This window comes from Vagococcus entomophilus (assembly GCF_003987595.1).
Lineage (GTDB): Bacteria > Bacillota > Bacilli > Lactobacillales > Vagococcaceae > Vagococcus_E > Vagococcus_E entomophilus.
Window position 1 is genome coordinate 97,626 of sequence record NZ_NGJZ01000001.1, and the last position, 24,540, is coordinate 122,165.

Below are 24,540 nucleotides of genomic sequence, written 5' to 3' on the forward strand. Positions count from 1 at the left end.
CTTTTTGGTGACGAGAAAACAGGAATCGTCTTCAAAAGGCTTTTTTTATGGAGTGTACTGAAATAAATCACTTGATAAGAATGTACGTTCGTATTATACTTATAATGAGGTGAAGACAGATGGAAAAGCAAACTGATCTCAGATTTCCGCTGAAAAAAAATACATCAAGAAAAATTATTCATGTGGATATGGATGCTTTTTTTGCTTCTGTCGAAGAACGGGAAAATCCAGCGCTAGTTGGGAAACCAGTCGTTATTGCCAAACACCCAAAAGAAACAGGGGGAAAAGGTGTAGTTTCAACGGCTAATTATGAGGCGAGAAAGTTTGGCATTCATTCTGCGATGAGCGCACAAGAAGCTTATGAACGCTGTCCAAAAGCTCAGTTTGTCCAAGGGAATTATGCCTATTATCGGGAAGTGTCTGAGCAAATCAGAGAAATTTTTCAAAGATATACTGAAATGATTGAGCCAGTTGCTTTGGATGAAGCGTATTTGGATGTGACTACAAATAAAATAGGGAGTAAAAGTGCCATCAAGATTGCAAAGATGATTCAATTCGACATTTGGCACGAGTTACATCTAACCTGTTCCGCTGGGGTGAGCTACAATAAATTTATTGCCAAGCTGGCTTCGGACTTTGAAAAGCCAAGAGGAATGACAGTTGTATTACCAGATGATGCAGAAGAATTTTTAAAGAAGTTGCCCATTGAAAAATTTCATGGGGTCGGAAAAAAAACGGTACCAAAAATGCATGAACTTGGTATTTTTACTGGTGCTGATTTGTACGAGCAAAAAGAAATGGACTTGATCCGTCAGTTTGGTAAAATGGGGTATTCTTTGTACAGAAAAGTCAGAGGAATTCATGATTCTCCTGTAGAAAATCAAAGAGAACGGAAATCGATGGGGCGAGAAAACACCTATGGTCAGCTACTGACAACCGATCAAGAGGTTACGGCGCAATTAAGAGCGCTCTCTGCAAGTGTGGCAGCTTCCTTGCTTCGTTACCAAAAACACGGAAAAACGATTGTACTCAAAGTGAGAGATGGTGAGTTTCAAACGATTACAAAAAGAAAAACACTTCCTGAGTATATCCATCAAAAAGAAGAAATCTTTTTTCAAGCGCAATTGTTGTGGGAAGAGTTTGGCGAGCTGACTGTTGGGATTCGCTTGCTCGGTGTGACAATGACAACGTTAGACCCATTGACTTACGAAAACATTCGTTTGCCTGTATGATGGGCACATTTTAAAACGTCATGTGTGACGTTTTTTTATTTTTGAAAAATCAATAAACAGTTCTATTTTGAAATTTTTTTGAAATATAATAATCATGGTAAAAGCTTATTTTTCTTTTTATTTTGTAAAAAATACTTCTCGTGTTAAAATAAGGTATGTTTTAAAAAGGAGATGAAGAAATGAAAAAAAGTTTGTTGTTGTTTTGTTTAATGGGTATAGGGTTACTTTTAGGAAGTGGAAAGAGTGAGGCAAGTGAAGTAGAGAGAAAAGAAATTCTAAGTCTGACTCAACCTACATGGATTTTCAATTCAGGAATGAGTAAAGGAAAATACCATGATCGACAAGAGTTAGGGTTTATTTTAAAAGAAAAGTCTATTTTAAAAGTCAGACAAGTCAATCCTGAATTTCAAGCAAAATTGACGGTAAGATTATTGGGTAATGATTCTCAGACTGAAAAATCTGTTCAAGTGGGTTCTGAATGGACCCAGATTAGCGGAGAGGTATCACTCGTTCCATTTGTAGATACTCCGTATGGTGACAACCAAGCCCAGATAGAATATGAGATACTGGAAGATGATGCGCCAAAACCATTAGCTGTATACAACTATCAAGAAAATGAACAAGAGTTTTTTTCACAATGGGATATGTATGATGGTGAATTTGCATTAATTAAGGGCAAGGATTTTCAATTATTCCTACCAAAGCGTGATAAGGAATTAGCTCGTCACTTGAAAGAGTATAACTCACTGGATGAATTGATTGAATATTACGGAGAAATTTTTTCTCTATATAATGAAATAGCTGGATTTGATGAGTCATCTGTAGAAAATGTAAATGGTTCAAACCGTTATTTTCTCAAGGCTGATGCTCACGGGGCTGGTGGAGCATATTATGGAAACAATTGGACGGCAAATAGTTATGGAACAGCCAACATGTGGTTGACTAAAAACAGTTGGGCAACGTTGCATGAGATTGGTCATGGCTATCAAGCAGGCTTTGATGGTGTGGGAATGTACACAGAAGAAGTTTCGAATAACCTATTTGGGGTGCAGTATCAATACAAATATTATGGCAAGCAAGCGGATAAAATTGGCTGGTTGTTCAATTATGGGAAAAAAGCTGGGGTAGAAAAAAATCTTTATCAAAAAATGGTCATAGATGCTGGGGGCTATAACCAAGCTGATTTACGTGAAAAACTAATCTTGCTCACAATGTTAAAACAAAAAGCTGGAGATGAGGCTTTTACAAAAATGTACCAAGGTTATAGAAAACTTGTGAATGAACCAAATTTTAATAAACATAACTATCCATTACCAGAACTAATCAATCATTATTATAGTGAAAATAGCCAACAAGATTTTACTCCAGCACTTGAACGAATAGGCCTTACACTAAAAGAGGATCAAGATCAAAAAAACAGAAACCATCAGTATCCTGCAGTAGCATTTTTGGCCGATGTTGTACCTGAAAAAGAACTTGAAAGAGCACATGAACTTTTAGATTCAGAGATTCTAATTAATTCTAATTTTGAAATGGTTCAAACAAAAGAAATTGCTTCGCTAGGACTTAAAGGAAATGTGATCATTCGTTTCAATTCAGAAGAATTAGGTAGTCTAGACGGTATAAAAGTAGCGCTAGCAGATGGAGCGGATATTCTTTCAGAACAAACGATTCAGGGAGGAAAAGTTTCCTTTGAAAACATCCCGAATGGTGTGTATCGTTTGAGTTACTCAGGAGAAAAGATGAAAGATTATTTACCTGGAAATTTTTATGTATATGTAAAAGAATCAGCAAACCAGCAAACCATTCCGATGAAAAAAATGACCTCTATTGAGTTGCTCAATCAAACTATCCATTTATTAGGGCTATCTAATGCGGAGTTTGCTTCTTTCAAAACTGATTTAAATCGTGAAACGGCCACTTTTTCTGTGACAAAGAGCACCCCCCATAGTTACTTTTCAGGAAAGCTTTATTCAAAAGTAACGATTAAAGATACAAGCGGCAATTTAATCTACGAGAAATCACTTGAAGGAACAAACGCATCTGTAGGAGCAGAAGAGTTGGTGTTAAAAGAAGGCTATGTTCTGGAAATCTATCATGCAGAGGTCAAAAATCGCTTGCGTTCGGATGAGCCAATCATAGACAATACTCAAAAGACCAATCGGTGGCTTGTTACAAAATGGGGACTACAAAATCAAACGTTAAAAAATGATCCACAAAAAGAATTAAGAGCTAAAATTGATGATTTGGGCATGGACTTGCTTGCTGACGATGAAAAAAAGACCATTCCCTTTGCTGAATCTATAGACAAAAAGCAATTATACCATGCTATCAATAGATTAGAAGAACCAGTAAAAAGTCAACTTATGAATGAATATCATCCTTTATTTCAATAAAAAGATAAAAAAGTTAAGAAAAGTTGGATAAATCTTTCTTAACTTTTTTATTAAATTAATATATATATTTCGTGATATATGTATTGAATGTGAAAATAAATAAAGGTATGATATATACATAAAACAGACAGGCAAAGTATGGATATTCAGTATGGTTAGAATATAAACAGCTTTGATGAGGTAAAGATAATGGTATGAAAATAATATAACGAAAGTAATGTATTAGAATTTTTTTAAGCATAGGGGGATTTAAATGGAATTATTCAATATTCATGATTTATCTCAATTCTTAGGCGAAAAAGAGCTGTTTTCAATTCAACATCTAACGATTCAAAGTACCGATCGAATCGCTTTAATTGGAGAAAATGGTTGTGGAAAAAGTACACTTTTAAAGTTATTAGCTGGAAAACGAAAGAGTGCAGCCATTACTCAAAACAGGACCATAGAGATTGGATATTTACCTCAACAGCCACAAATATCCCAATTAAGTGGAGGTCAAGAAGTAAAAAAGGAACTAGAAGAGTTGTTTTGCCAAGACAAGGGCTTTCTTTTATTAGATGAACCGACCAGTTGTCTGGATCAAGGTAATATTTCATGGCTAATTGATCAACTATTAAAATTTAGAGGTGGGTTTATTGTTGTCAGCCATGATCGTTTTTTTATGAATGCTATTGCCAAGCAGATTTTTTGTATTGAGAATAGAAAAATTACAAATTTTGGTGGTACTTATTCTGAATTTGAGTATCATCAAGAACAAACACGTGATCGTTTAATCTTGCTCAATAAAGAATATGAAAAAAAAGTCAAAAAAATAGAAGTTGAAATTAAAAAAAGGAAACAAAAAGCAGAAACAATGGTAAAAAAGAAAAAAAGTGTTTCTGCTTCTGATTGGAAAGTAAATGCTCGTCTTGGAAAGTATGACCGTCATCAAAAATCAATGGACAGCTCTGCTAATGCGCTGCAAAAACGGCTAGCTAAAATGGAAAAGCCAAAAAAGTTTACACCACCAAAGCAGTTTGTTTTTAGGTATGATAAGGATTTTGACCTAAAGAAAAATACATTAATCCGTTTGGAGGAAGCCGATTTTTGTCCATTTAGTCAGAAATTGTTCCATTACCCAGAACTTAAAATTAAATTTGGCGAACATATCTTATTAGGAGGAGCTAATGGCAGCGGTAAGTCATCTTTTTTAAATGCCCTTTCGCAGCTGCAATTGCCGACTATTTCTTTTATTTCTAAAAAACTTTCCATTGGCTTATTTACACAAAATTCCCAAGATCTAGATTTGGATAAAACGATGTTACAAAACATCCTCCCTTACTCCAATCAACAAAATGATTTTGTGATTGATTTACTCTCTGGCTTAGGCTTTTTAAAAGCTGATTTTCAAAAACCAGTCAAAAGGTTTAGTGGGGGAGAAAGGACTAGAATTGGCTTAGCAAAGGTTTTATTGCAAAATCATACGCTGCTGCTCTTAGATGAACCAACCAATTTTTTGGATATTAAGACAATCAAAGTCTTTGAAAAATTTTTACTGAATTATCCTGGGAGTATTTTACTGGTTAGCCATGACGTACACTTAGCTAAGAGATGCAAAATGAAGTCTTGGACGATTCAGAACCAAGAATTAACTGATATAGAAAAACAAAGAGCATGCACGCCTAATACTAGTCTGTCAAATCTACTTATCCAAAGAGATTTACTCTTGCAAAATTCTGAAATTCCTATGGAAGAGATTGAGAAATTGGATAAGCAGATAGAAAAAATACAAAAATAAAGCTTTCACTTGTTAAAAAATAGCTAGATAGGCTTTGAAAAAAATCTACGCAGAAAAAAAAGCGGTATAACCACTCTTTTTTCTGCGTATTCGTTTATTTTTTTTGTGTTAGGTCCATCAACTTATCTTTCAAGTCGCTCTCCATATTATGCAGTTCTAACTCGGCAGAACGGCGTTTTTCTTTGCCTTCTTGTTGAATTTTTAGTGTCTCTTGGATCGTTTCAATCAAGTCATTTTGTGTTTGTTGTAAAGTTTCGATATCCACTACTCCTCGTTCATTTTCTCTAGCTGTTTCAATTGCAGAAACTTTAAGCATTTCTGAATTTTTCTTGAGTAATTCGTTTGTGGTTTCAGAAACTTGCCTTTGAGCGGTAACAGCATCTTTCTGACGTAATAAGGTAAGGGCAATCGCTACTTGGTTTTTCCAAAGTGGAATCGCAGTCGTGATGGATGCCTGAATTTTTTCAGCCAATGCTTGATTGGTATTTTGAATCAAACGAATTTGAGGTGCTTGTTGGATAGTAATCTGTCTAGCTAAACGCAAATCGTGAGTTCGCTTATCAAGACGTTCTGCAAATTGTTGTAAATCATTTACTATTTGAACGTCCATTTGGTCATTCGTTTTTTGTGCAAGAGTAGTCGCATCGGGAATGAGTTGCGTATTAAGTTCTTCTAACTTTAGCTCTCCGGCAGCAATATAGATATTGAGTGCATCAAAGTAATCTTTGTTCTTAGCGTATAACTGTTCTAACATCAAATTGTCTTCAAGTAAGCCGTTTTTTTCTTTGTCTAATTTGATTGCTATTTTATCGATTTGTGCGCCTATTTTTTGGTATTTAGCGGTTACTTCATAAATGGATTGTTTGACTTTGCCAAACATTCGTTTGAATAAGTTTCCTTCTTCGGCTTGTAATTCACTAGGGTTTGCTTCGTTTAAACGATACATCAAATCACTCAGAGAGTCCCCGATTGGTCCAACATCTTGTGTTTGAACATGATTGAGCATGGAGTGTGAAAATTCTCCGAGTTTTTGTTGTGCAGCATTACCGTAGCTGATAACAGATTGGGAATCTTTAACATCAATTTGGTTTGCCAGCTCCCTTGCTTGGTTTTGTCTTTCTATAGGAAGTTTGTCTATTAGACGATTCATTTCAACTTTATTTTCAGTAAGGGGAGTAGATGGCGTAACGCCAGTTTCAAAGGGATTACTCAATAAGTCATCTAATGTACTAGTTCCTTCAGGTTTAGAGGCTGTTTTTTGTTCTTCAGTCATGCTTTATTTCCTCCTTAAAATCGGGCTCTTTTTTTGTGTGTTGCTTTGCATAAGCAATTTCAATTTCTAAATCTTCTAAGTCCTCAGCAACGAAGTGCTCGTAGTCTGTGACAATCTTTTTAGAGAGTGTATCAATGGCTTGAGCGCTTTCTTCTAATTTCGCATAGGTTTCTCTATTTTTGATTTCGTGTTGATTGACTTGGATATATTTTTCAGATAGCTCGACTAAGCTTGGGAGATCTGTGTATAAAAATTGATCTGCCAAGTGTAAACGAGTGGGTTCTGCAACAAGTGCTTTAAACATGGCTCTTGCTACATTTAGCGTATCATGCCGCAAGTTAATTGCTTGCAACTTGGATAATTCGTGTGTATACGTAGTCAATTCCTCAATTTGATCTTTCGCAGTGGACATTGTTTCTCTAAAAAAATTGATTTCTTGATCCGTCATGCCAAAATCATGATAGTGTTGTGATTTATTTTCAGAAATTTTTGGTAATTGTTGACTATGTTTTTTTGAGCGGAAATGAGTTGTTTTTTTTAGTAGCTTTAATAGTAGTAGAATAACAAGAAATGCTACTAATAATTTAAGCAGAGTATCCATGAATGCTTCCTCCAATTTTTTTATTATGAGTGTATTGTAGCATAATTCAATGAAAAAGATATCAGTCGGAAGTTTGATTTCATTCTTGTTTGTATAATTTTATTGGTATTTAGTAGAATAAATTGAAAAAATGCTAGGACAACGGTATTATTAAGTAAGTTAGGTGTTAGAAAGGAAAAAAATATGAAATATGAAGAAAAAACCTTAAATCGCAAAGAAATGTTTAACGGTCAGATTATTCAAGTTTGTGTCGATGATGTCCGTTTGCCAGATGGCAATAAAGCAAAACGCGAGCTAGTCTTTCATAAAGGAGGAGTGGGAATTATTTGTTTCACAGCAGAGGGAAACATGATTTTTGTTCGTCAGTTTCGAAAGCCGATTGAACGTGAAATTCTGGAAATTCCTGCTGGAAAAATTGAACTTGGAGAGCAAGAGCCGCTACATACGGCAAAACGTGAATTAGAAGAAGAAACAAACTATCAAGCTGAGAACTGGACATTGGTTCAATCTATGGTTCTTTCGCCTGGCTTTTGCAATGAAACAATGTATATATACGAGGCAAAAAATTTAAAAAAAGTGGAAAATCCGTTACCAAAAGATGAAGATGAGTTTTTGGATTTGGTTTTTCTAGATTTAGCTGAAGCGAAAGCAGCCGTACAATCTGGTGATATATGCGATGCCAAAACTTTATTTGCAGTGCAATATTGGGAAATGCAAACTTTAAAAAGAAGAGATAAGTTTTAAAGGAGATTAAGCAATGCCAAAAAAACCTTTGATTACGCGTACGGAGCTTAGAAAGTTAAGAGAACAAGACAACCCAAAAAAACGTAATGATTTTCAAGAGGAAGTAGCGGACAGTCATGAGTCTTTACAAAGAGAGTCTACTGTTTCTAAAGAATCTTTTTTCAATCTGCGAAAACCAACAACCAAAGAGAAACAGCCCATAACGAGAAGTAGAAGGATTGAAAATAGCAAAGTAAAAGAGCGTAGTAATTCACTCAATAAGGCGATTTTGTTAGTAATCGTGTTACTGGCGGTTTTATTTTATGCAGTATTTAATTTTTAAGAGATAAGTGAGGAAAATGAGATGAAAATTGGAATTATTGGTGCCATGCCGGAAGAATTAAAAGTGTTAAAAAAAAGTCTAACAAATTGCGAAGAATGGCAAGAAGCGGGGGCTACTTTTTACTCTGGTCAATTTTCTGGGCATGAAATTGTCTTGGTCCAATGTGGAATCGGCAAAGTTCTTGCAGCAGTTACGACGACTTTATTAGTTAGCCATTATCAAGTAGAGGCTGTGATTAATACTGGTTCTGCTGGTGGAATCGGCTCAGGTTTAGCGATTGGAGATGTCGTGATTTCAAGTAAGTTAGCTTATCATGATGTAGACGTGACAGCATTTGGTTATGACTATGGTCAAATGGCTGGGATGCCGCTGTATTATGAAGCAGATGAAAAATTGATTCAAAAAGCTCAGACAGCTTCTATTAAAAGTAAGCTAAATGCCAAAGTGGGATTGATTGTTTCGGGAGATGAATTTGTCCACAGTCAAGATCAAATTAATCAAATTAAAAGTCATTTTCCTGAGGTACTTGCAAATGAGATGGAAGGGACCGCGATTGCTCAGGTAGCTTATCGCTTTGAAGTACCATTTGTGGTCATAAGAGCTATGAGTGACAATGGAAATGATGAAGCGAGTGTTAATTTTGATGACTTTATCTTAGAAGCAGGCAAAAAATCAGCAGAAATGGTTTTAGCTCTGGTCAAAGAATTATAAAGAATGAAAGGTGAGATAGTATGAAAGCACTACTTTCTATCGATTATACCAATGATTTTGTTGCCCCAAACGGAGCATTGACAACTGGGGAACCTGGGCAAAAAATAGAACCAGCAATAGTTGCGCTAACCAAGTTGTTTATCCAAAACCAAGATTTTGTGGTTTTTGCTATTGATGCGCATGATGCTTTAGATCACTGGCATCCTGAAAACAAGTTGTTTCCTCCACATAATCTCATAGGGACTCCTGGCAGGAAGCTATATGGAGAACTGGAAAACGTGTATCAAGAAAATCAAGAAAATGCACAGGTATATTGGATGGATAAGCGCCACTATTCAGCATTTAGCGGTACGGATTTGGATATCAGGCTACGTGAAAGAAACATCACAGAGCTACATTTGACGGGTGTCTGTACAGATATTTGTGTCTTACATACAGCAGTGGATGCTTATAATCTAGGCTATAAGATTGTGATTCATGAGGATGCAGTAGCTAGTTTTAATGCAACAGGACATGCGTGGGCACTGAATCATTTTGTTACTACTTTGGGTGCTAAGATTTGTTCGCAACAATAAGCTTAAAAAAAATAAATTTTATAGAAACAATCGCTTATAGTTTTTTTATAAAAAGTTCTAGATAAAATTATATCTGATATGTTGAAATGGTATCAAACTCACCCAAGTGGCGATAAGGATAAAAAGAGGGGGAGAACGCAATGAGTATTAATCAAGTAGTCACAGATTTTGCGACTTTAGCAATAAAAAATGATGGCTTCATGGAAATGGATCGATTATATATTCAAAACAGAGTTTTGGCATTGATTGGGACAAAATATTTTGTTCCATGTGTGCCAAGAGAGAATCTGCCAAGTGCGAATGCTTTAGTAGAAAAACTGGTGGAAGAAGCACTGGAAAATAAACTAATTGAAAATCAATCAAAAGACAAAGAAGTACTATCTTCCAAGCTGATGGATTTACTTACACCACCTACTTCTGTAATCAATGCTTTATTTTCAAAAATTTATACCAAAAGTCCAGAAGATGCAACACATTATTTTTATCATTTATGCTGCCAAAATGCTTCCGTAAAAAGCGTAACGGAATCTGTTGCACCGATTGAATGGAAACAGGACAATGCATATCCAAAGTGTCCTGTTTGTTTTACAAATGAAGGCTACATAGGCAATGAACAGTTACCTGCCAAAGTTCAGCATCGAATGATTCGTATGAATCTAGAGGGTTCCTCATGGGGATTTTATTATAAGGAGCACCCACAATTTTTAGAACATTGTTTGTTTGTAGCGGAGAAACATCAACCGCTTGATATGAAGCAAAAAACGTTAGATCAGTTGTTGCAAATTGTGGAGATTTTTCCTCATTATTTTGCCGGAGCTTTTGCATTTTCAGAGAATCCCAACCCAAAATCCTCTTTGAGTCACGCACATTTTGAAGGAGGCAAAAGAGGATTGCCAATTGAAAAGACGACGTTTGAAACATTGTTTTCTTTGAAAAAATATCCTAAAATTATTGCTGGGATATTAAAATGGCCTGTTTCTGCGGTACGAATGCAAGGTGAAAATCGTAAAGAATTGGCATCTGCACTCATGTTATTACTTAAAAAATGTCATAAGCAAAAACTAATAGTTCTGCCAGTTGCTCGTAAAAACCATAATTTTTTTGAAGTAGATTGTTTCATCCTTAAAGCTTGCGACAATCTGGAACTACCAATTTATTATCAAGATAAACAATGGTTATTGAGAAATCCTTGTGAAATAGATGAAGCAAAGCACATTTCAGCTTTTGACCAAAGTACTCAAGGAAAAGTTCAATTTAAAGCGTTCTGTGAGTCCCTTTAATAAGGGCGATAGGTTGGACTTGTTCCAATCTATCCGCTCGGTATCGCTAAAAAACTAGTTTTGTTGTAGGAGAAATTGAAAACGGTTACGAGTAACTGCTTTTGAATTAATGAGGAGGCTGAATCAATGAGTTTGATGTTATCAGAAAAAGAATTTGGAAAGTATCTTAATAAAAACGCGAATGGACACCATTTTGAGCTAGGAAAAAGCTTAATTTCAGTGAATATTGTCCATGCAACGCCTGTGATGAGTTGCCTTTACTTGGGCGAATCATTCTTTTTTGCAGCGAGGTACAATCAACAGTACGGGGTGTTTACAGATCCCTTGTTAATTGAGCGAAAACAGATTGTATCCACCGTGATACATACAAAATTAATGAATGCTGAGTTACAGGTTCAAACAAATTTACCAATTGCAAAAGATTCAAAGGATTGTCTTGAATTAAAAATGAATATCTCAAAGCTAACACCAGTAAAATGGCATAAAGAAAATTTGAAAACACTTAGTCAGCGAGAAGAGTTTGTCGAGAAATCATAAGAAGGGGGCTGGAGTGAAAGTGAAAAGAATTGATCGGGTTTATGAGCAGTTGGTAGATAATTGGGAGAATAGTACGCTAGAAAACATTTTAACAGACCAAGGGAATTCCGCTCAAGAACTAGCAGACCAATTAGAGGTTACCCGCTCGAATACTAGTTTGGAGCTAAATAAATTGGTGCGCGAACAAAAAGTTGTGAAAGTCAAACAGTTTCCAGTAAAATATGTGGCAGCAGAGTCTCTTCTGGCAATTATTCCCCAACTAGAACGCATTCATTTATTTGAAGTTCAAAGCTTGAATGAATTTTTGGATGATTCACTTGAAGGAACGCAGAACAGCAAAGAAGTATTCTCAGTCAGTCAGGAAATCAAGAAAAAAAATAATCCTTTTGATTTAGTCATTGGCCACCGTGATAGCCTAAAAAAGGCGATTTCACAGGCGAAGGCAGCTGTTTATTATCCACCATTTGGCCTACATATGCTCCTTTTAGGTCCAACTGGGTCGGGGAAAACATTTTTTGCCAATCGCATCTATGAATACGCTCGATATGAGAATATTTTAGATGATAAGGCGCCATTTGAGAGCTTCAATTGTGCCGATTATTCTCACAATCCACAATTGCTTATGTCACAATTGTTTGGCTTTTGTAAAGGCGCATTTACTGGAGCCACTGAGGATCATCCTGGATTGGTTGAAAAAGCCAATGGAGGAATTTTACTGCTGGATGAAATCCACCGTTTGCCTCCAGAAGGTCAAGAAATGCTTTTTTATTTTATTGATAATGGCTCTTTTAATCGTTTGGGTGAAAGTGGGATCAAGCGTCAAGCGAAAGTTTTAATCATTTGTGCAACGACTGAAAATCCTACTTCGACCTTGCTTGCGACTTTTTTAAGACGTATTCCGATGACAATTACCATTCCACCTTTAAAAGATCGTTCGATAAAAGAGCGTGTTCAATTAATGAAATTTTTATTTCGAAATGAAGCAAAAAGAATTGAAAAAACATTACGTATTCATATTGATGTTTTAAATGCGTTGCTTCATACGACAAATTATGGAAATGTGGGACAGCTCAAAGCACAGATTCAGTTGGTTTGTGCACAGGCTTTTTTAGCGCACCTCCATCGTAGTGAAGAAATTGACATTCGGGTAAAAGATTTACCCGAAGAAATTAGACAAGAGTGGTTATACAGTACAAAAAATATTGAACGAGCAAAGGATTTATCTGAGTTTGTAGATGTAGTTACGTTGATTCAGCCAGAAGATGCGATTGTCATACCACGAGAAAATTTTTCTGAGTTTAATATCTATGAATCAATTGAGGAAAAAGTCGCGGCACTCGAGTCGGAAGGAATTGACTCTGAACAAATTCATCAGTACATATTGACCGATCTCCATCTACATATTCGTAATTTTGTTCGATCAGGAAATGTGACCTATAACTTGGACAAATTTGTCGATCAAGAAATATCTGCGTTAACAAGCGAACTAAAAGTTCTTGCTGAAAAGAAGCTAAATTGTCGGTTTGACCGTCGCTTTAACTATTATATTGGGATGCATATTGATGCTTTTTTTAAACGCGGGAAAAACTCTGGAAGATTGCTCTCCCAAGAAATTGAAAAAGTCAAAACGAGTCATTCGTTAGAATATCAAGTTGCTTTATTATTTAGAGAAAAAATTCGAGAACGCTTAGATGTAGAATTACCTGAATTGGAAGTCGTTTATTTGACGATGTTGATTTCTTCTATTGAAACCTTAGATGAAAAGAAAAAGGTCAGTGTTTTAGTTGTAGCACATGGCAATAGTACAGCTACCTCTATGGTTGAGGCAGCAACAGAGCTTTTAGGAAATGCGCCCATTGAAGCCTTAGATATGCCTCTATCTGTCTCGCCTAATGAACTATTTGAGCGCTTATCTGCTAGGGTAAAATCGCTTGAGAGTGGGAAGGGGATTTTAATGTTAGTTGACATGGGATCGCTTGCGATGCTTGGAAATAAGCTAGAAAAAGCGACCGGAAGTCGTATTCGAACCATTCCCAATGTGACGACTGCGATGGTCTTGGATGTGGTTCGTAAGGTCAACTACATGGATATGGATTTATCTTCTATTTATGCTTCTGTTAGAAAAGATTTTCTAGCATCTGTCTCGTTGCAAGAAGAAAACAGAGGAAAACCAAAAGTGATTTTATCAATTTGTACAACGGGTCAGGGAACGGCTAAAAAACTCGAAAAAATGCTGACAGATATTATTTATGAAAGTACGGATGATTCGGTCAGTGTTTTAAGTGTTTCCGCACTGCGCCTAGCGAAAGAAATTCCTAAAATTGTCCAAAAATACCAAGTCATTGCGAGTGTTGGAACGAAAAATCCTCATATTGACAGTCCGCACATTTCGTTAGAAGCTTTAATTGAAGAACAAGGGGAAAGTGTTTTGCGTCAACTATTAAATGCTCCAGTATATGATGAAACAAAGAAAAAAGAAAGAAAAAATATTGTAGTTAGAGATTTGTGTGAAGACACATTAAAGACGTACTTGATTTACCTAAACCCTTATCATGTGACGGATATGTTGATAGAGTGGAGCGAAGTGATCCAAGAAAAACTGGAACAATCTTTTTCTAATTCTTCCATTTTAAAACTCGTAATTCATACGGCGTTTGCTTTTGAACGTGTCTTGAAAAAAAATGAATTGGCGTACAAAGAAACAATATCTGGTGAGCTCCATGAAATCATTGAGTTAGTAACTCAAACCTTGACAACTCTTGAAGAAAAGTTGGATTTGAAAATTTGTAAGGATGAAAAAGTGTATATCGCTGAAATTATTTTGGAAATCATCAGCTAACGTGTTTTAAAAAAACAAAAAGTGTTTCAGAAGGTGTTTTAATCATTAAAACACCTTCTTTTTTTGTTGTTTAAAAGTGCAATGAATCAAACATTAGCAGAAAGTAAAAGGTTCTTTGAAAAGTTGGCACGCTTATTGCTTATATAAAAGTGTAAAGGAGAAAGGGGAGAAAAAGATGACAGCCATTATTGTGAGTGGACATGGTCAATTTTCTTTGGGCTTACTAGATGCGTTTGAAATGATTTTTGGTAAAGATGAAGAAATTGTTGCAGTCCCATTTTTAAAAGGAGAAGGAATTCCACAATTACAAGAAAAGTTCCACAAAGAAATCGATAAGTTTAAAGAGCAAGAAATTTTAATTTTAGTCGATGTGTTTGGTGGAACCCCGTATAACGCTGCGACACAATTGATTTATGGAAATAAAAATATTGATGTAGTGACTGGGGTTAATCTGCCGTTACTTTTAGAAGGAGCAGGATTAAAATCGCAACCTTTAAATGAGTTGATTCAAAGCTTAAGAGCAGTTAGCCAAGAAAGTTTTAAAGTTTTCTCAGAGCAAATCGAAAAATTACAAGCAACAAATGAGGATAAGGAGGAAGACGAACTATGAAAATCGAATTAGCAAGAATAGATGATCGTTTTATTCATGGACAAGTATTGACAAAATGGGTAAAATTACGCCCGGTTGAACGGATTATTATTGTGTGTGACGAAGTTGCAAATGATGAAATGCGAAAAACGCTAGTTCTATCTGTCGCACCAGCTAACGTAAAAGCAAGTGCAGTAACAGTTGAGAAAATGGTTCGTGCATTTCACTCACCAAGATACGAACAGACAAATGTCATGCTACTATTTGAAAAACCCGAAGATATTGTCAGAGTAGTTGAAGCAGGTGTTCCGTTAAAAGAAATTAATGTTGGGGGAATGCGTTTTGAAAAAGATCGTAAGCAAATCACAAAAGCAGTGAGTGTATCCCAAAGTAGTGTCGAGGCTTTTGAAAAATTAAAAGCTCTTGGTGTGAAATTAGAGCTAAGACAATTGCCTGGAGACAATAGTGTTGATTTTTCAAAAGTGTTGGATGATGAATTAAAAAAATGAGTGGAGGGGAAATAAATGAGCGTAGTTCAAATTATTTTACTTTTAATCGTGGCCGGTATCACTGGAATGGGCAGTGTGCTTGATGAAGCACAAACCCATAGACCTCTTGTTGCATGTACGCTTGTAGGTTTAATTTTAGGAGATGTGACCACGGGGGTTATTCTTGGTGGAACGCTTGAAATGATGGCGCTTGGATGGATGAATGTAGGACTAGCAATGGCACCTGATACAGCAATTGCTTCTGTTATTTCAACAATTTTAGTAATTACTGCACATCAAGGAATTGGCGAAGGGATTGCCATTGCGGTACCTCTAGCAGCCGCTGGACAAGCATTGACAATCTTAGTGAGAACAATCACGGTATTTTTTGTCCATAAAGCAGATAGCTATGCGGCTGAGGGAAATTACAAAGGAATTGAGCGAATGCATTTGCTAGGGTTATCAATGCAGGCACTTCGTGTAATGGTTCCAACACTAATTATTACCTTGATTAGTGCAGATGCTGTAAGCAACTTTTTAAATCATATTCCTAAAGTGATTACAGGTGGCTTGCAAATCGGTGGGGGAATTATCGTGGTTGTTGGATACGCTATGGTGATTAACATGATGGATGTTCCATATTTGAAACCATTTTTCTATATGGGATTTTTATTCGCAGCGTTTACAAACTTTAATTTAGTAGGTTTTGGTGGCTTGGGACTTTGTTTAGCAATTTTATATATTCAATTGAAATATAATAATAAACCTCAAGCACCAACTGCAACGACTACAAGCAACGGAACTGTTGCCATGTATGATGATGATTTAGACGATGATTTGGATGCTTAGAAGGGAGCAAATAAAATGGAACAAAAAAAATTAACCAAAAAAGATATTAACAGTATGTTTCTGCGTTCAAATTTGTTACTTGGTTCATTCAACTTTGAGCGTGTCCAAAACATGGGATTTTGTTTTGTCATGATTCCAGCAATCAAACGTTTATATGCACCTGGTCCTGAAAGAAATGAAGCACTGCAACGTCATTTGGAATGGTTCAATACACATCCTTGGTTGACTGCACCAATCTTTGGGGTATCAGCAGCGCTTGAAGAAGAAAAGTCAAAAGACAATGTTTTACCAGGAAGTTCAATTGCAGCAATGAAGATTGGACTTATGGGGCCTCTTGCTGGAGTTGGAGATCCTATCTTTTGGGGCACGGCACGTCCAGTGCTTGCAGCACTAGGTGCTTCACTCGCACTTGCTGGTAGTATCAGTGGACCTCTTCTATTCTTTATTGCCATTAACGTTATTCGTCTGTCCATTAAATATATTGGGCTTAAATATGGCTATGAAAAAGGTAATGAAATCATTAAAGATATGGCTGGAGATCGAATTAAAAAATTAACAGAAGGCGCCTCTGTTGTCGGACTTTTTGTAATGGGGGCTCTCGTGAGTAAGTGGACCACTATTAATATTCCGATTGTTGCAACGAGAATTAAAGACAGCAGTGGAAAAGTTCAAACACAAACTGTTCAAAATATTTTGGATAGTATCATGCCAGGAATGTTAGCGTTACTTTTGACACTATTTGTTTCATGGTTACTTAAGAAAAATGTGAGTCCATTGTTGATTATTGTGATCATCTTTGTCATCGGAATTTTAGGCAAAGCATTTGGATTTCTTGGTTAAGTTATAGTTAGGCAATGAAAGGATAAATCATTGAATCCGTCTAGAAAATAAAAATAGGCCGAATTCATATATTTATCCTTTTTTTTAAAAGTTTTTTAGAAAACGCTTACTAAATCTGTGTTGAGGTGAAAAAATGAAGAAAAAAATGTTAAGGTTATCAATGTTAGTGGGGTTTGTTTTTCTAAGTTTTCAAGGGGGAAAAAGTGTATTTGCGGACAGTCAAAATCAAGCGAATTGGTTGTATAATGAACCTTTTCGTAATCAATACCATTATTCAGCGCAAAAAAATTGGCTAAATGATCCTAATGGCTTGCTTTATGACGATACCACGGGAACCTACCACATGTTTTATCAGTACAATCCAGCTGGAAATTCTTGGGGAAATATGTCTTGGGGGCATGCGACAAGTAGCGACATGATCAATTGGCAAGAACAAGGAGTCGCAATCCCCGAGCTTGAAAATCAAGAATGGGAGGATTTCACTTATACTAATACCACAGGAGACCTTGCTCAGTACGGGGAGGTTCGCTATGTTGGCAAACCGACAACCAATTGGGGCGATGGTGGTGAGAATGGGAAGAAGTATATTTTCAGTGGCTCGGCAATAATTGATAAAAATAATGCTAGTGGACTAGGGGAAAATACGATTCTCGCTTTTTATACAAGCTGCTTTCAAATTGGAACTAGGAAAAATGATGGACAAGATGGGGGCTTGGGAACTTGGATTGGCTTCAATGAAGTTCAAGAGCAACATCTTGCCTATAGTACAGACGGCGGAAAAACGTTTAAACAATATTCAGCAGATGGAAACGAAACCCAACCTAAAGCCTTGATTCCAGTTACGATGATGCCAGAGGGCAATGCCAAAGACTTTAGAGATCCAAAAGTGGTTTATGATGAAGGCAATCAGCAATGGTTAATGATTGTCGTATCTGGACAAGAAGCTCAAATATATAAATCCAAAGACTTACTTTCTTGGGAATATGCCTCAAAAATTGAACGGCAGCATGACGTGGGCAATGGTGTATGGGAATGTCCCGAACTAATTCCAATGACGGTTGAGGGAACAAGTGAGCAAAAATGGATTTTAAGTATGAGTGTACAAAAAGGGGCTCCTGCTTCTGGATCAGGTATGCAGTATATGATTGGAACAATGAATGCACAAGGTCAGTGGCTTCCAGATAGCAGTGAAACACTAAAGAAACCGCTTTGGACGGACTATGGAGAAGACTATTATGCTGGAGTAACATTTAGTAATGTTCCAGATAAGCGGACTGTGATGCTTGCTTGGATGTCCAATTGGGAATATGTAAATGAACAACAAACTGATCCTTGGTACAGTCATATGGCCACACCAAGAGAGTTGAAACTGGTTGCAGATTCACAAGCAACAGATGGCTATTCACTTAGACAGATGCCCGTAAAAGAACTAGATACTATACAAAAAGAAACGATTCAACCAGCATTAAGTACAACGAATTTGGATGATCAAACCATAAAAGTAACGAATTTTAAAGGAACAAACTATAAAGTAGAAGCTCGCTTCAACTGGACAGATGTCGACAAACCAAGTGCTGTTGGTATTTTAGTTCGTGCCTCAGATGATTTAAGTCGTAAAATTTACGTGGGGTATGACATTCAAAATCAGTTAGCATATGTCAATCGATTAGCTACAGGAGAGGCGAATATAGGTGGACCAACACGTGACAAAACGAATACTCCTGTCGCTGCTCCAAACAATCAAGTGAAGTTAACTGCATTAGTAGATGAATCTTCAGTAGAAGTATTTGTAAATGACGGAGAGAAAACCATTAGTCAAGTATTCTATTTTAGACCAGAAATCATCGGCAATATTCCAACAAATTTAGTTGCTTTCTATGCGGAAAACGGGAAAAGTACAGTGTCAGATGCAAAGATTAGTCCTTTGAATAGCATCTTTGGTGAATTGGAAATAGTTGCAAAAGATATAGAGATTCAAAAAGGTCATGTTTTTGATCCTATGACAGAGGTTTCCGCTAGTAATAGAGATGCATTAGGCAATAAGAGCACTATCGTGCCTCAAGTTCTAAAAAATACTGTAGATACTACCAAAGAAGGCTCATATGAAGTAGTTTATGCACTCTTAAATGAAAAAGGGAAGTATCAAGAAAAAACGCGAAAAGTGACAGTAGTAAGCAGTACACCAGAAACAAGTAGCACTAGTGATACCTCTAGTACGACACAAACAAGTACTTCAACGACTACTACAGAAACGAGCGCTTCTAGCAGTGCATCTGACAAAACAAGTGAGACCACAAGTGGAGAACATGTCAGTTCTGAAACAACGCAACAAACGAATAGTCAAAGTGAAGGAACAAATAGGCAAACTACAGCTAGCAAACAAGTAGCGAAAAAAGGGTTACCACAAACTGGGGAACAACGACAAAACTTGCTCTTGATTCTAGGTGGAATTTTATTAATTGGTGTTGGATATTTTGGATATAAAAAATTAAAGAAATAAAAAGAAAAAAGCAGTCGACACAAAAGCATTTACCTCCGAAATATGAGCAAGCATTACCGGAAAATTTTTCGTCAAATTTTTTGGGATTTTAGCTCATTTCCGAAGGGGGGACGTTTGTTTTATCGTTTATTTGGATACTAAGAGCCTGGGACATAACGTAACAGTTAGGTCTCAGGCTTTTTTTGTACATTTTGTCTTTCGTCAGAAAAGAGTACGGAAGGTATTTAAACGGAGCCTCGCTCTTTTTTGCCAATGCGTTTATTTGGGTGTAATGAGGGGTTCTTATAAGCAGAGCTTTGTCTAACTATTTACACATAATATAGACGAATTTCTTTTTTTTAGTGGTCAGATAAGCTATACTTTAAGAGTAATTTTAAGATAGTTGAGGACAAGTGAGTCATTTTTCAGAAAAATTATTTTTTGATATGGCGTAGTAGAAAGAAGAGAAAAATAGAATGAAACCAATATATTTAGATAATGCAGCGACAACCCCCATGCATACAGCAGTTGTTGCAACCATGTTTGAGGCAATGAAAGAGGATTTTGGCAATCCGTCCAGTGTGCATCAGTTTGGTAGAAAGGCACATGGAAAACTCGAAGTAGCACGTAGCCAAATTGCAAAAAGCATCGGGGCGAAAGAAACGGAAATATTTTTTACAAGTGGAGGGACAGAAGGCGATAATTATGCCATTATGCAGACTGCATTTTTGAGAAAAGAGTTTGGTAAGCATTTGATTACGACTGCAGTAGAACACCATGCTGTTTTGCATACAATGGAATTTTTAGAAACCCAAGGCTTTGAAGTCACGTATCTATCTGTGGATGATACAGGACAGATTGATTTGGACGAGTTAAAAGCAGCTCTTCGACCAGATACGATTTTGGTGTCAATCATGTTTGCCAATAATGAGATAGGAACAATTTATCCTATTAATGAAATAGGTGCCATTCTTTCAGAGCATCAAGCATACTTTCATACGGATGCAGTACAAGCTTATGGTTGTCTGGATATCGATGTCAAGGAGCTGAATGTCAATTTTTTAAGTGTATCTGCGCATAAAATTTCTGGACCAAAAGGGGTAGGATTCTTGTATATGAAAGAAGCAACCCCGCTACCGCCCTTAATGCATGGTGGCGATCAAGAAACAAAAAAACGGGCTGGAACGGAAAATTTACCAGGCATTATTGGTTTCTCTCAAGCAGTTCGTTTACTGAGCTCAGACCAAAAAGAAAAAAATGCTCTCCACTACGAAGAATTACGAACCCAATTACTAAATGCTTTAGCTGCGGAAAATATAGAATTCGAAGTAAATGGAGATGCGAGTCAACGATTGCCACACATTCTCAATTTGTGGATTAAAGGAATACCTAATGATTTATTGCTCGTTCATCTTGATCTGATGGGAATTTCCATCTCAACCGGCTCAGCCTGTACAGCTGGAAATGTGGAGCCGAGTCATGTGTTGAGTGCCATGTATGGCACCAAAAATCCGCTGATTAAAGAGTCAATTCGAATTAGCTTTGGCAAGCAAACAACTTCAGATGAAATTACCTATCTTGCCTCTTGCTTGAATAAAATTGTTCACAAAATAAAAAAATAAAATGAAGTGGGTGGTTGTGTGAAAGAAGAAAAAAAGGGCATTGTTTTAGGCGTTTTTGCCTATGTATTGTGGGGAATTATTCCACTATATTGGAAATTACTTGGCGAAGTTCAATCGTTATCTATTTTATTTTATCGAATTGTTTGGTCGTTTGTTTTTATGTTACTTTATATTATTTGTATCAAAAAATGGCGTGCCTTTTGCCAAAAGGTCAAAAGTCTTTTTTCTTCACCTAAAACTCTTGGATTCATTGTTTTGGCAGCAATTTTTATTTCGATTAATTGGTTTACGTTTATTTATTCTGTAGGGCACGGACACGTAACTGCTGCCAGTTTAGGCTATTATATGAATCCACTTGTAAATGTATTACTGGGAACCGTTTTTCTCAAGGAAAAATTAGGGAGAATAGGAACCGTTGCCTGTTGTTGTGCGGCTGTAGGGGTGCTAATGTTGGTACTATTATCAGGTGAAGTCCCTATCGCCTCACTTGTCATGGCGATTTCGTTTAGTTTGTACGGTTTTGTTAAGAAACAATTAGTGGTGAGTTCTTATACGAGTTTGACGATTGAAACCCTCATCATGTTGCCAGTAGCGTTGCTCTATTTTGTCTTTTTTTCTCCGCAGCCTTTCATGGGTTATACGACCAATCTAAATTTACTTTTAATGGGGGCTGGAATTGTGACAGCCATTCCACTTATGTTGTTTGCAGAAGCGGCTAAACGGATTTCGTATATCTTGCTTGGCTTTATTCAATACGTAAATCCAACAATGATGTTATTATTTGCGATATTTTTATTTCACGAACCCTACACATTAGGTCAGTTTTTTGCATTTAGCTTTATTTGGTTGGGCATTGTTTTATTTACTTACGGAACGATTCAATCGCATCGTAAGGAAAAACAATTTTTAAGTCAAGGTGAAAAATAGTACTAGCTCCTTTTGGAAAATTCCCTTATAATGAGAAGGAATAAAGAAAAAGGTGGGAACAATATGGCTTTTCAAAAACAAGCAACCGTTTTAGGCTGTCCAGTGTACTATCAAGTAGGGACAAATGCAAAAAAATATACCCTAAAAGATAATGGCTTTACAGAGACAAATTCTGGGAATTTTCAAATGATTCGACCATTAGATGCAACTCCACAAAGCAAACAAGGCTTTAAATTAAAAATTACAATCGCATCCGATTTAAAAACGTTGAAGATGTCGATTACAACGGCTGATGGACTAAAGGCAGTCAACCTTTTCAAAGGAGATCAGTTTGAGATGAATCGTGAAAAATTCTATTTCTTAATGGATGGCATGATTGATCGGGGCTGTTTTATAAAAGTAGCTTAATAAAGTAAAAGCCTACACTTATGTGTAGGCTTTTTTTTGAAATACAAAACTGGTAGTCGAAGTTTATTTAATAGATGCAATTTTCCCTTAAAAATCGTATAATAGAAATCACTGAAAAGTTGCGACCTTCAAATCGTAGATGATTTTCAGAATCTAAGAGAAAATGATGGTGATAAAATGAGTGACAACAGCAACACAAGAGTCGTTGTCGGCATGAGCGGTGGAGTGGATTCTTCTGTTACAGCTTTGATTTTAAAAGAACAAGGCTATGATGTAGTGGGAGTTTTTATGAAAAATTGGGATGATACGAATGAATACGGTGTCTGTACAGCGACGGAGGACTACAAGGATGTGGCCAAAGTAGCCAATCAAATTGGTATTCCGTATTATTCTGTCAATTTTGAAAAAGAGTACTGGGACCGGGTATTTCAATATTTTTTAGACGAATACAAGTTAGGCAGAACCCCTAACCCTGATGTGATGTGCAACAAAGAAATAAAGTTCAAAGCTTTTCTTGATTACGCTCTTCAATTAGGAGCTGATTATGTGGCAACTGGCCACTATGCTCAAGTTGAAAAAGATGAGAATGGGTTTGTTCATATGCTTAGAGGAATCGACCAAAATAAGGATCAAACGTATTTTTTAAGTCAACTTTCTCAAGAACAATTAAGTAAAACCATGTTTCCGCTTGGTGGCATGGAAAAACCAGAAGTTCGAGCAATCGCTGAGCAGGCTGGGCTTGCAACTGCCAAAAAGAAAGACTCAACAGGGGTCTGCTTTATTGGAGAAAAGAATTTCAAAGAATTTTTAGGACATTACTTGCCCGCTCAAAAAGGAAAAATGATGACGCTTGATGGTGAGGTAAAAGGCGAACATGATGGACTAATGTATTATACGATTGGTCAAAGGCAAGGACTAGGTATTGGTGGTGGGGGGAAAACCCAAGAACCATGGTTTGTTGTTGGCAAAGAATTAACCACAAATACACTGTATGTCGGACAGGGCTTTCACCATCCCGCTCTTTATGCTAGCCATTTAGAGGCAACGGACATCCATTTTACGACGGATGAATCCAAGCCAAAAGAATTTTCTTGTACGGCTAAATTCCGATATCGCCAACAAGATACGGCTGTTCACGTTGTGTTGCATGAAGGCAATAAAGCAACAGTTACGTTTGCGGAACCAGTACGTGCAGTTACGCCTGGACAAGCCGTTGTATTTTACGATGGAATGGAATGCTTGGGTGGCGGACTGATTGATGTAGTTTATCAAGAGGACAAGCAATTACAATATGTATAAATAGTTTCTAATCAAGATAAATAAAAAATAAACCATGCTCCCTTCAACTTAAAAAGTCAAGGGAACGTGGTTTTTGTTTCTATTTTGCTTGTTATAAAAGATACTTGCTTTGGGATTATTTGAAATTAGAGCACGCTTTTATGGTCTCAGAGTCGGCTGAAAGTAAGAGCAAGGAATTAGGTGAAGTGTAAGTGGTTGTATTTCTGGCACATCCAGTGCGCACCCACAAATCCTGATAAAAGTTTGTAACTTAGTGAATTTATTTATACTTGCCTTTTTCTTTAGCTATGCCATAATTAAAAATCATAGATAAAGGGGCAGACGATGACTAAATGGAGTGAACAAGAATTTTTAGGTCCAGTATTAAAGGAAGCGGCCATGCTGGGAACAGTTACGACCAAAAAAAGTTTTTTAGGTGGGACAGTGATCTGGATTGACAAGGTCAAAATTGGCGGTGTAATCAGGGATAGACAAGGTTTTCTTTTTCAATTGAAACCTACTAAAAAAGGCGAAATGATTTTACAAGAATATGCAAAGCAGCCGGAGCATCTTGGAAAATCTGACAGTTCCTTTACTTTTAAAACCATGGATAACTTGCCTTTTTTAGCTGAATTAATTCAGGCTACCTTTGAAGAATTAAAAAGATAGATCGAGAATTAGTGTCAGCTCTGACATACCTATTTTATAGAAAAAAGACTTACAAACCAGTCAGCATCCTAAAAGGTTTGTAGGTCTTTTTTTATAAAGAACTA

The 24,540-nt window shown here is 36.6% G+C and carries 22 protein-coding genes; 20 read left to right on the plus strand and 2 right to left on the minus strand.

Going from position 1 to position 24,540, the window contains the following annotated elements:
• Positions 1-119 precede the first annotated feature (119 nt).
• The 3 genes from dinB (at position 120) to CBF30_RS00480 (ending at position 5,405) form a co-directional block, all read left to right on the plus strand.
• The gene (gene dinB / locus CBF30_RS00470; protein WP_126821669.1) at positions 120-1,232 is read left to right on the plus strand and encodes a DNA polymerase IV; all 1,113 of its coding nucleotides are present in this window, start codon (positions 120-122) and stop codon (positions 1,230-1,232) included.
• A 179-nt stretch (positions 1,233-1,411) separates the two neighbouring features.
• A complete protein-coding gene (locus CBF30_RS00475) occupies positions 1,412-3,628 on the plus strand; it encodes a putative mucin/carbohydrate-binding domain-containing protein (RefSeq protein WP_126821671.1) in 2,217 nt (738 codons plus the stop codon).
• 253 nt (positions 3,629-3,881) lie between these two features.
• A complete protein-coding gene (locus tag CBF30_RS00480; RefSeq protein WP_126821673.1) occupies positions 3,882-5,405 on the plus strand; it encodes an ATP-binding cassette domain-containing protein in 1,524 nt (507 codons plus the stop codon).
• Positions 5,406-5,499: 94 nt separating this feature from the next.
• Here CBF30_RS00480 and CBF30_RS00485 read toward each other — a convergent pair whose 3' ends face one another.
• Positions 5,500-6,678, minus strand: a complete 1,179-nt coding sequence (locus tag CBF30_RS00485; RefSeq protein ID WP_126821675.1) for a toxic anion resistance protein — start codon at positions 6,676-6,678, stop codon at positions 5,500-5,502.
• On the minus strand, positions 6,671-7,279 hold the full coding sequence (locus CBF30_RS00490; RefSeq protein ID WP_126821677.1) for a 5-bromo-4-chloroindolyl phosphate hydrolysis family protein: 609 nt from the start codon (positions 7,277-7,279) through the stop codon (positions 6,671-6,673). The genes CBF30_RS00485 and CBF30_RS00490 overlap by 8 nt, the downstream gene beginning before the upstream one ends.
• 183 nt (positions 7,280-7,462) lie before the next feature.
• Here CBF30_RS00490 and CBF30_RS00495 point away from each other — a divergent pair, with 183 nt between their 5' ends.
• The 17 genes from CBF30_RS00495 (at position 7,463) to CBF30_RS00575 (ending at position 24,436) form a co-directional block, all read left to right on the plus strand.
• Entirely contained in the window at positions 7,463-8,023 is a 561-nt protein-coding gene (locus CBF30_RS00495; protein ID WP_126821679.1) for an NUDIX hydrolase, read from the plus strand.
• Positions 8,024-8,036: 13 nt separating this feature from the next.
• On the plus strand, positions 8,037-8,345 hold the full coding sequence (gene macP, locus CBF30_RS00500) for a cell wall synthase accessory phosphoprotein MacP (RefSeq protein ID WP_126821681.1): 309 nt from the start codon (positions 8,037-8,039) through the stop codon (positions 8,343-8,345).
• A gap of 21 nt (positions 8,346-8,366) precedes the next feature.
• Positions 8,367-9,056 (plus strand): 5'-methylthioadenosine/adenosylhomocysteine nucleosidase, encoded by a 690-nt coding sequence (locus tag CBF30_RS00505; protein ID WP_126821683.1) that lies wholly within the window; start codon positions 8,367-8,369, stop codon positions 9,054-9,056.
• Positions 9,057-9,076: 20 nt separating this feature from the next.
• Entirely contained in the window at positions 9,077-9,631 is a 555-nt protein-coding gene (locus tag CBF30_RS00510) for a cysteine hydrolase family protein (protein WP_126821685.1), read from the plus strand.
• A gap of 140 nt (positions 9,632-9,771) precedes the next feature.
• Complete coding sequence (locus tag CBF30_RS00515) at positions 9,772-10,911, plus strand: hypothetical protein (protein ID WP_126821687.1); 1,140 nt, start codon at positions 9,772-9,774, stop codon at positions 10,909-10,911.
• A gap of 126 nt (positions 10,912-11,037) precedes the next feature.
• Positions 11,038-11,448: a hypothetical protein gene (locus CBF30_RS00520; RefSeq protein WP_126821689.1), complete on the plus strand. Its 411-nt coding sequence runs from the start codon at positions 11,038-11,040 to the stop codon at positions 11,446-11,448.
• 13 nt (positions 11,449-11,461) lie between these two features.
• Positions 11,462-14,287 carry a sigma-54-dependent transcriptional regulator gene (locus CBF30_RS00525; RefSeq protein WP_342774810.1) on the plus strand — a complete coding sequence of 942 codons (2,826 nt, stop codon included), beginning with the start codon at positions 11,462-11,464 and terminating at the stop codon, positions 14,285-14,287.
• 175 nt (positions 14,288-14,462) lie between these two features.
• Entirely contained in the window at positions 14,463-14,897 is a 435-nt protein-coding gene (locus CBF30_RS00530; protein WP_126821690.1) for a mannose/fructose/sorbose PTS transporter subunit IIA, read from the plus strand.
• Positions 14,894-15,385 carry a PTS sugar transporter subunit IIB gene (locus CBF30_RS00535; RefSeq protein ID WP_126821692.1) on the plus strand — a complete coding sequence of 164 codons (492 nt, stop codon included), beginning with the start codon at positions 14,894-14,896 and terminating at the stop codon, positions 15,383-15,385. Before CBF30_RS00530 ends, CBF30_RS00535 begins: the two co-directional genes overlap by 4 nt.
• A gap of 15 nt (positions 15,386-15,400) precedes the next feature.
• Complete coding sequence (locus CBF30_RS00540; protein WP_126821694.1) at positions 15,401-16,213, plus strand: PTS mannose/fructose/sorbose transporter subunit IIC; 813 nt, start codon at positions 15,401-15,403, stop codon at positions 16,211-16,213.
• 15 nt (positions 16,214-16,228) lie between these two features.
• A complete protein-coding gene (locus CBF30_RS00545) occupies positions 16,229-17,053 on the plus strand; it encodes a mannose/fructose/sorbose PTS transporter subunit IID (RefSeq protein WP_126821696.1) in 825 nt (274 codons plus the stop codon).
• A 133-nt stretch (positions 17,054-17,186) separates the two neighbouring features.
• Positions 17,187-19,553, plus strand: coding sequence for a glycoside hydrolase family 32 protein (locus tag CBF30_RS00550; protein ID WP_126821698.1), 2,367 nt, complete (start codon positions 17,187-17,189; stop codon positions 19,551-19,553).
• A gap of 455 nt (positions 19,554-20,008) precedes the next feature.
• The gene (locus CBF30_RS00555) at positions 20,009-21,154 is read left to right on the plus strand and encodes a cysteine desulfurase family protein (protein WP_126821700.1); all 1,146 of its coding nucleotides are present in this window, start codon (positions 20,009-20,011) and stop codon (positions 21,152-21,154) included.
• Positions 21,155-21,172: 18 nt separating this feature from the next.
• Positions 21,173-22,081: an EamA family transporter RarD gene (gene rarD, locus CBF30_RS00560; RefSeq protein ID WP_126821702.1), complete on the plus strand. Its 909-nt coding sequence runs from the start codon at positions 21,173-21,175 to the stop codon at positions 22,079-22,081.
• A gap of 63 nt (positions 22,082-22,144) precedes the next feature.
• The gene (locus tag CBF30_RS00565; RefSeq protein WP_126821704.1) at positions 22,145-22,489 is read left to right on the plus strand and encodes a DUF1831 domain-containing protein; all 345 of its coding nucleotides are present in this window, start codon (positions 22,145-22,147) and stop codon (positions 22,487-22,489) included.
• 177 nt (positions 22,490-22,666) lie between these two features.
• Positions 22,667-23,788 (plus strand): tRNA 2-thiouridine(34) synthase MnmA, encoded by a 1,122-nt coding sequence (gene mnmA / locus CBF30_RS00570; RefSeq protein ID WP_126821706.1) that lies wholly within the window; start codon positions 22,667-22,669, stop codon positions 23,786-23,788.
• Between the two features lie 324 nt (positions 23,789-24,112).
• Positions 24,113-24,436, plus strand: coding sequence for a hypothetical protein (locus CBF30_RS00575; protein WP_126821708.1), 324 nt, complete (start codon positions 24,113-24,115; stop codon positions 24,434-24,436).
• The last annotated feature ends 104 nt before the right edge of the window (positions 24,437-24,540 follow it).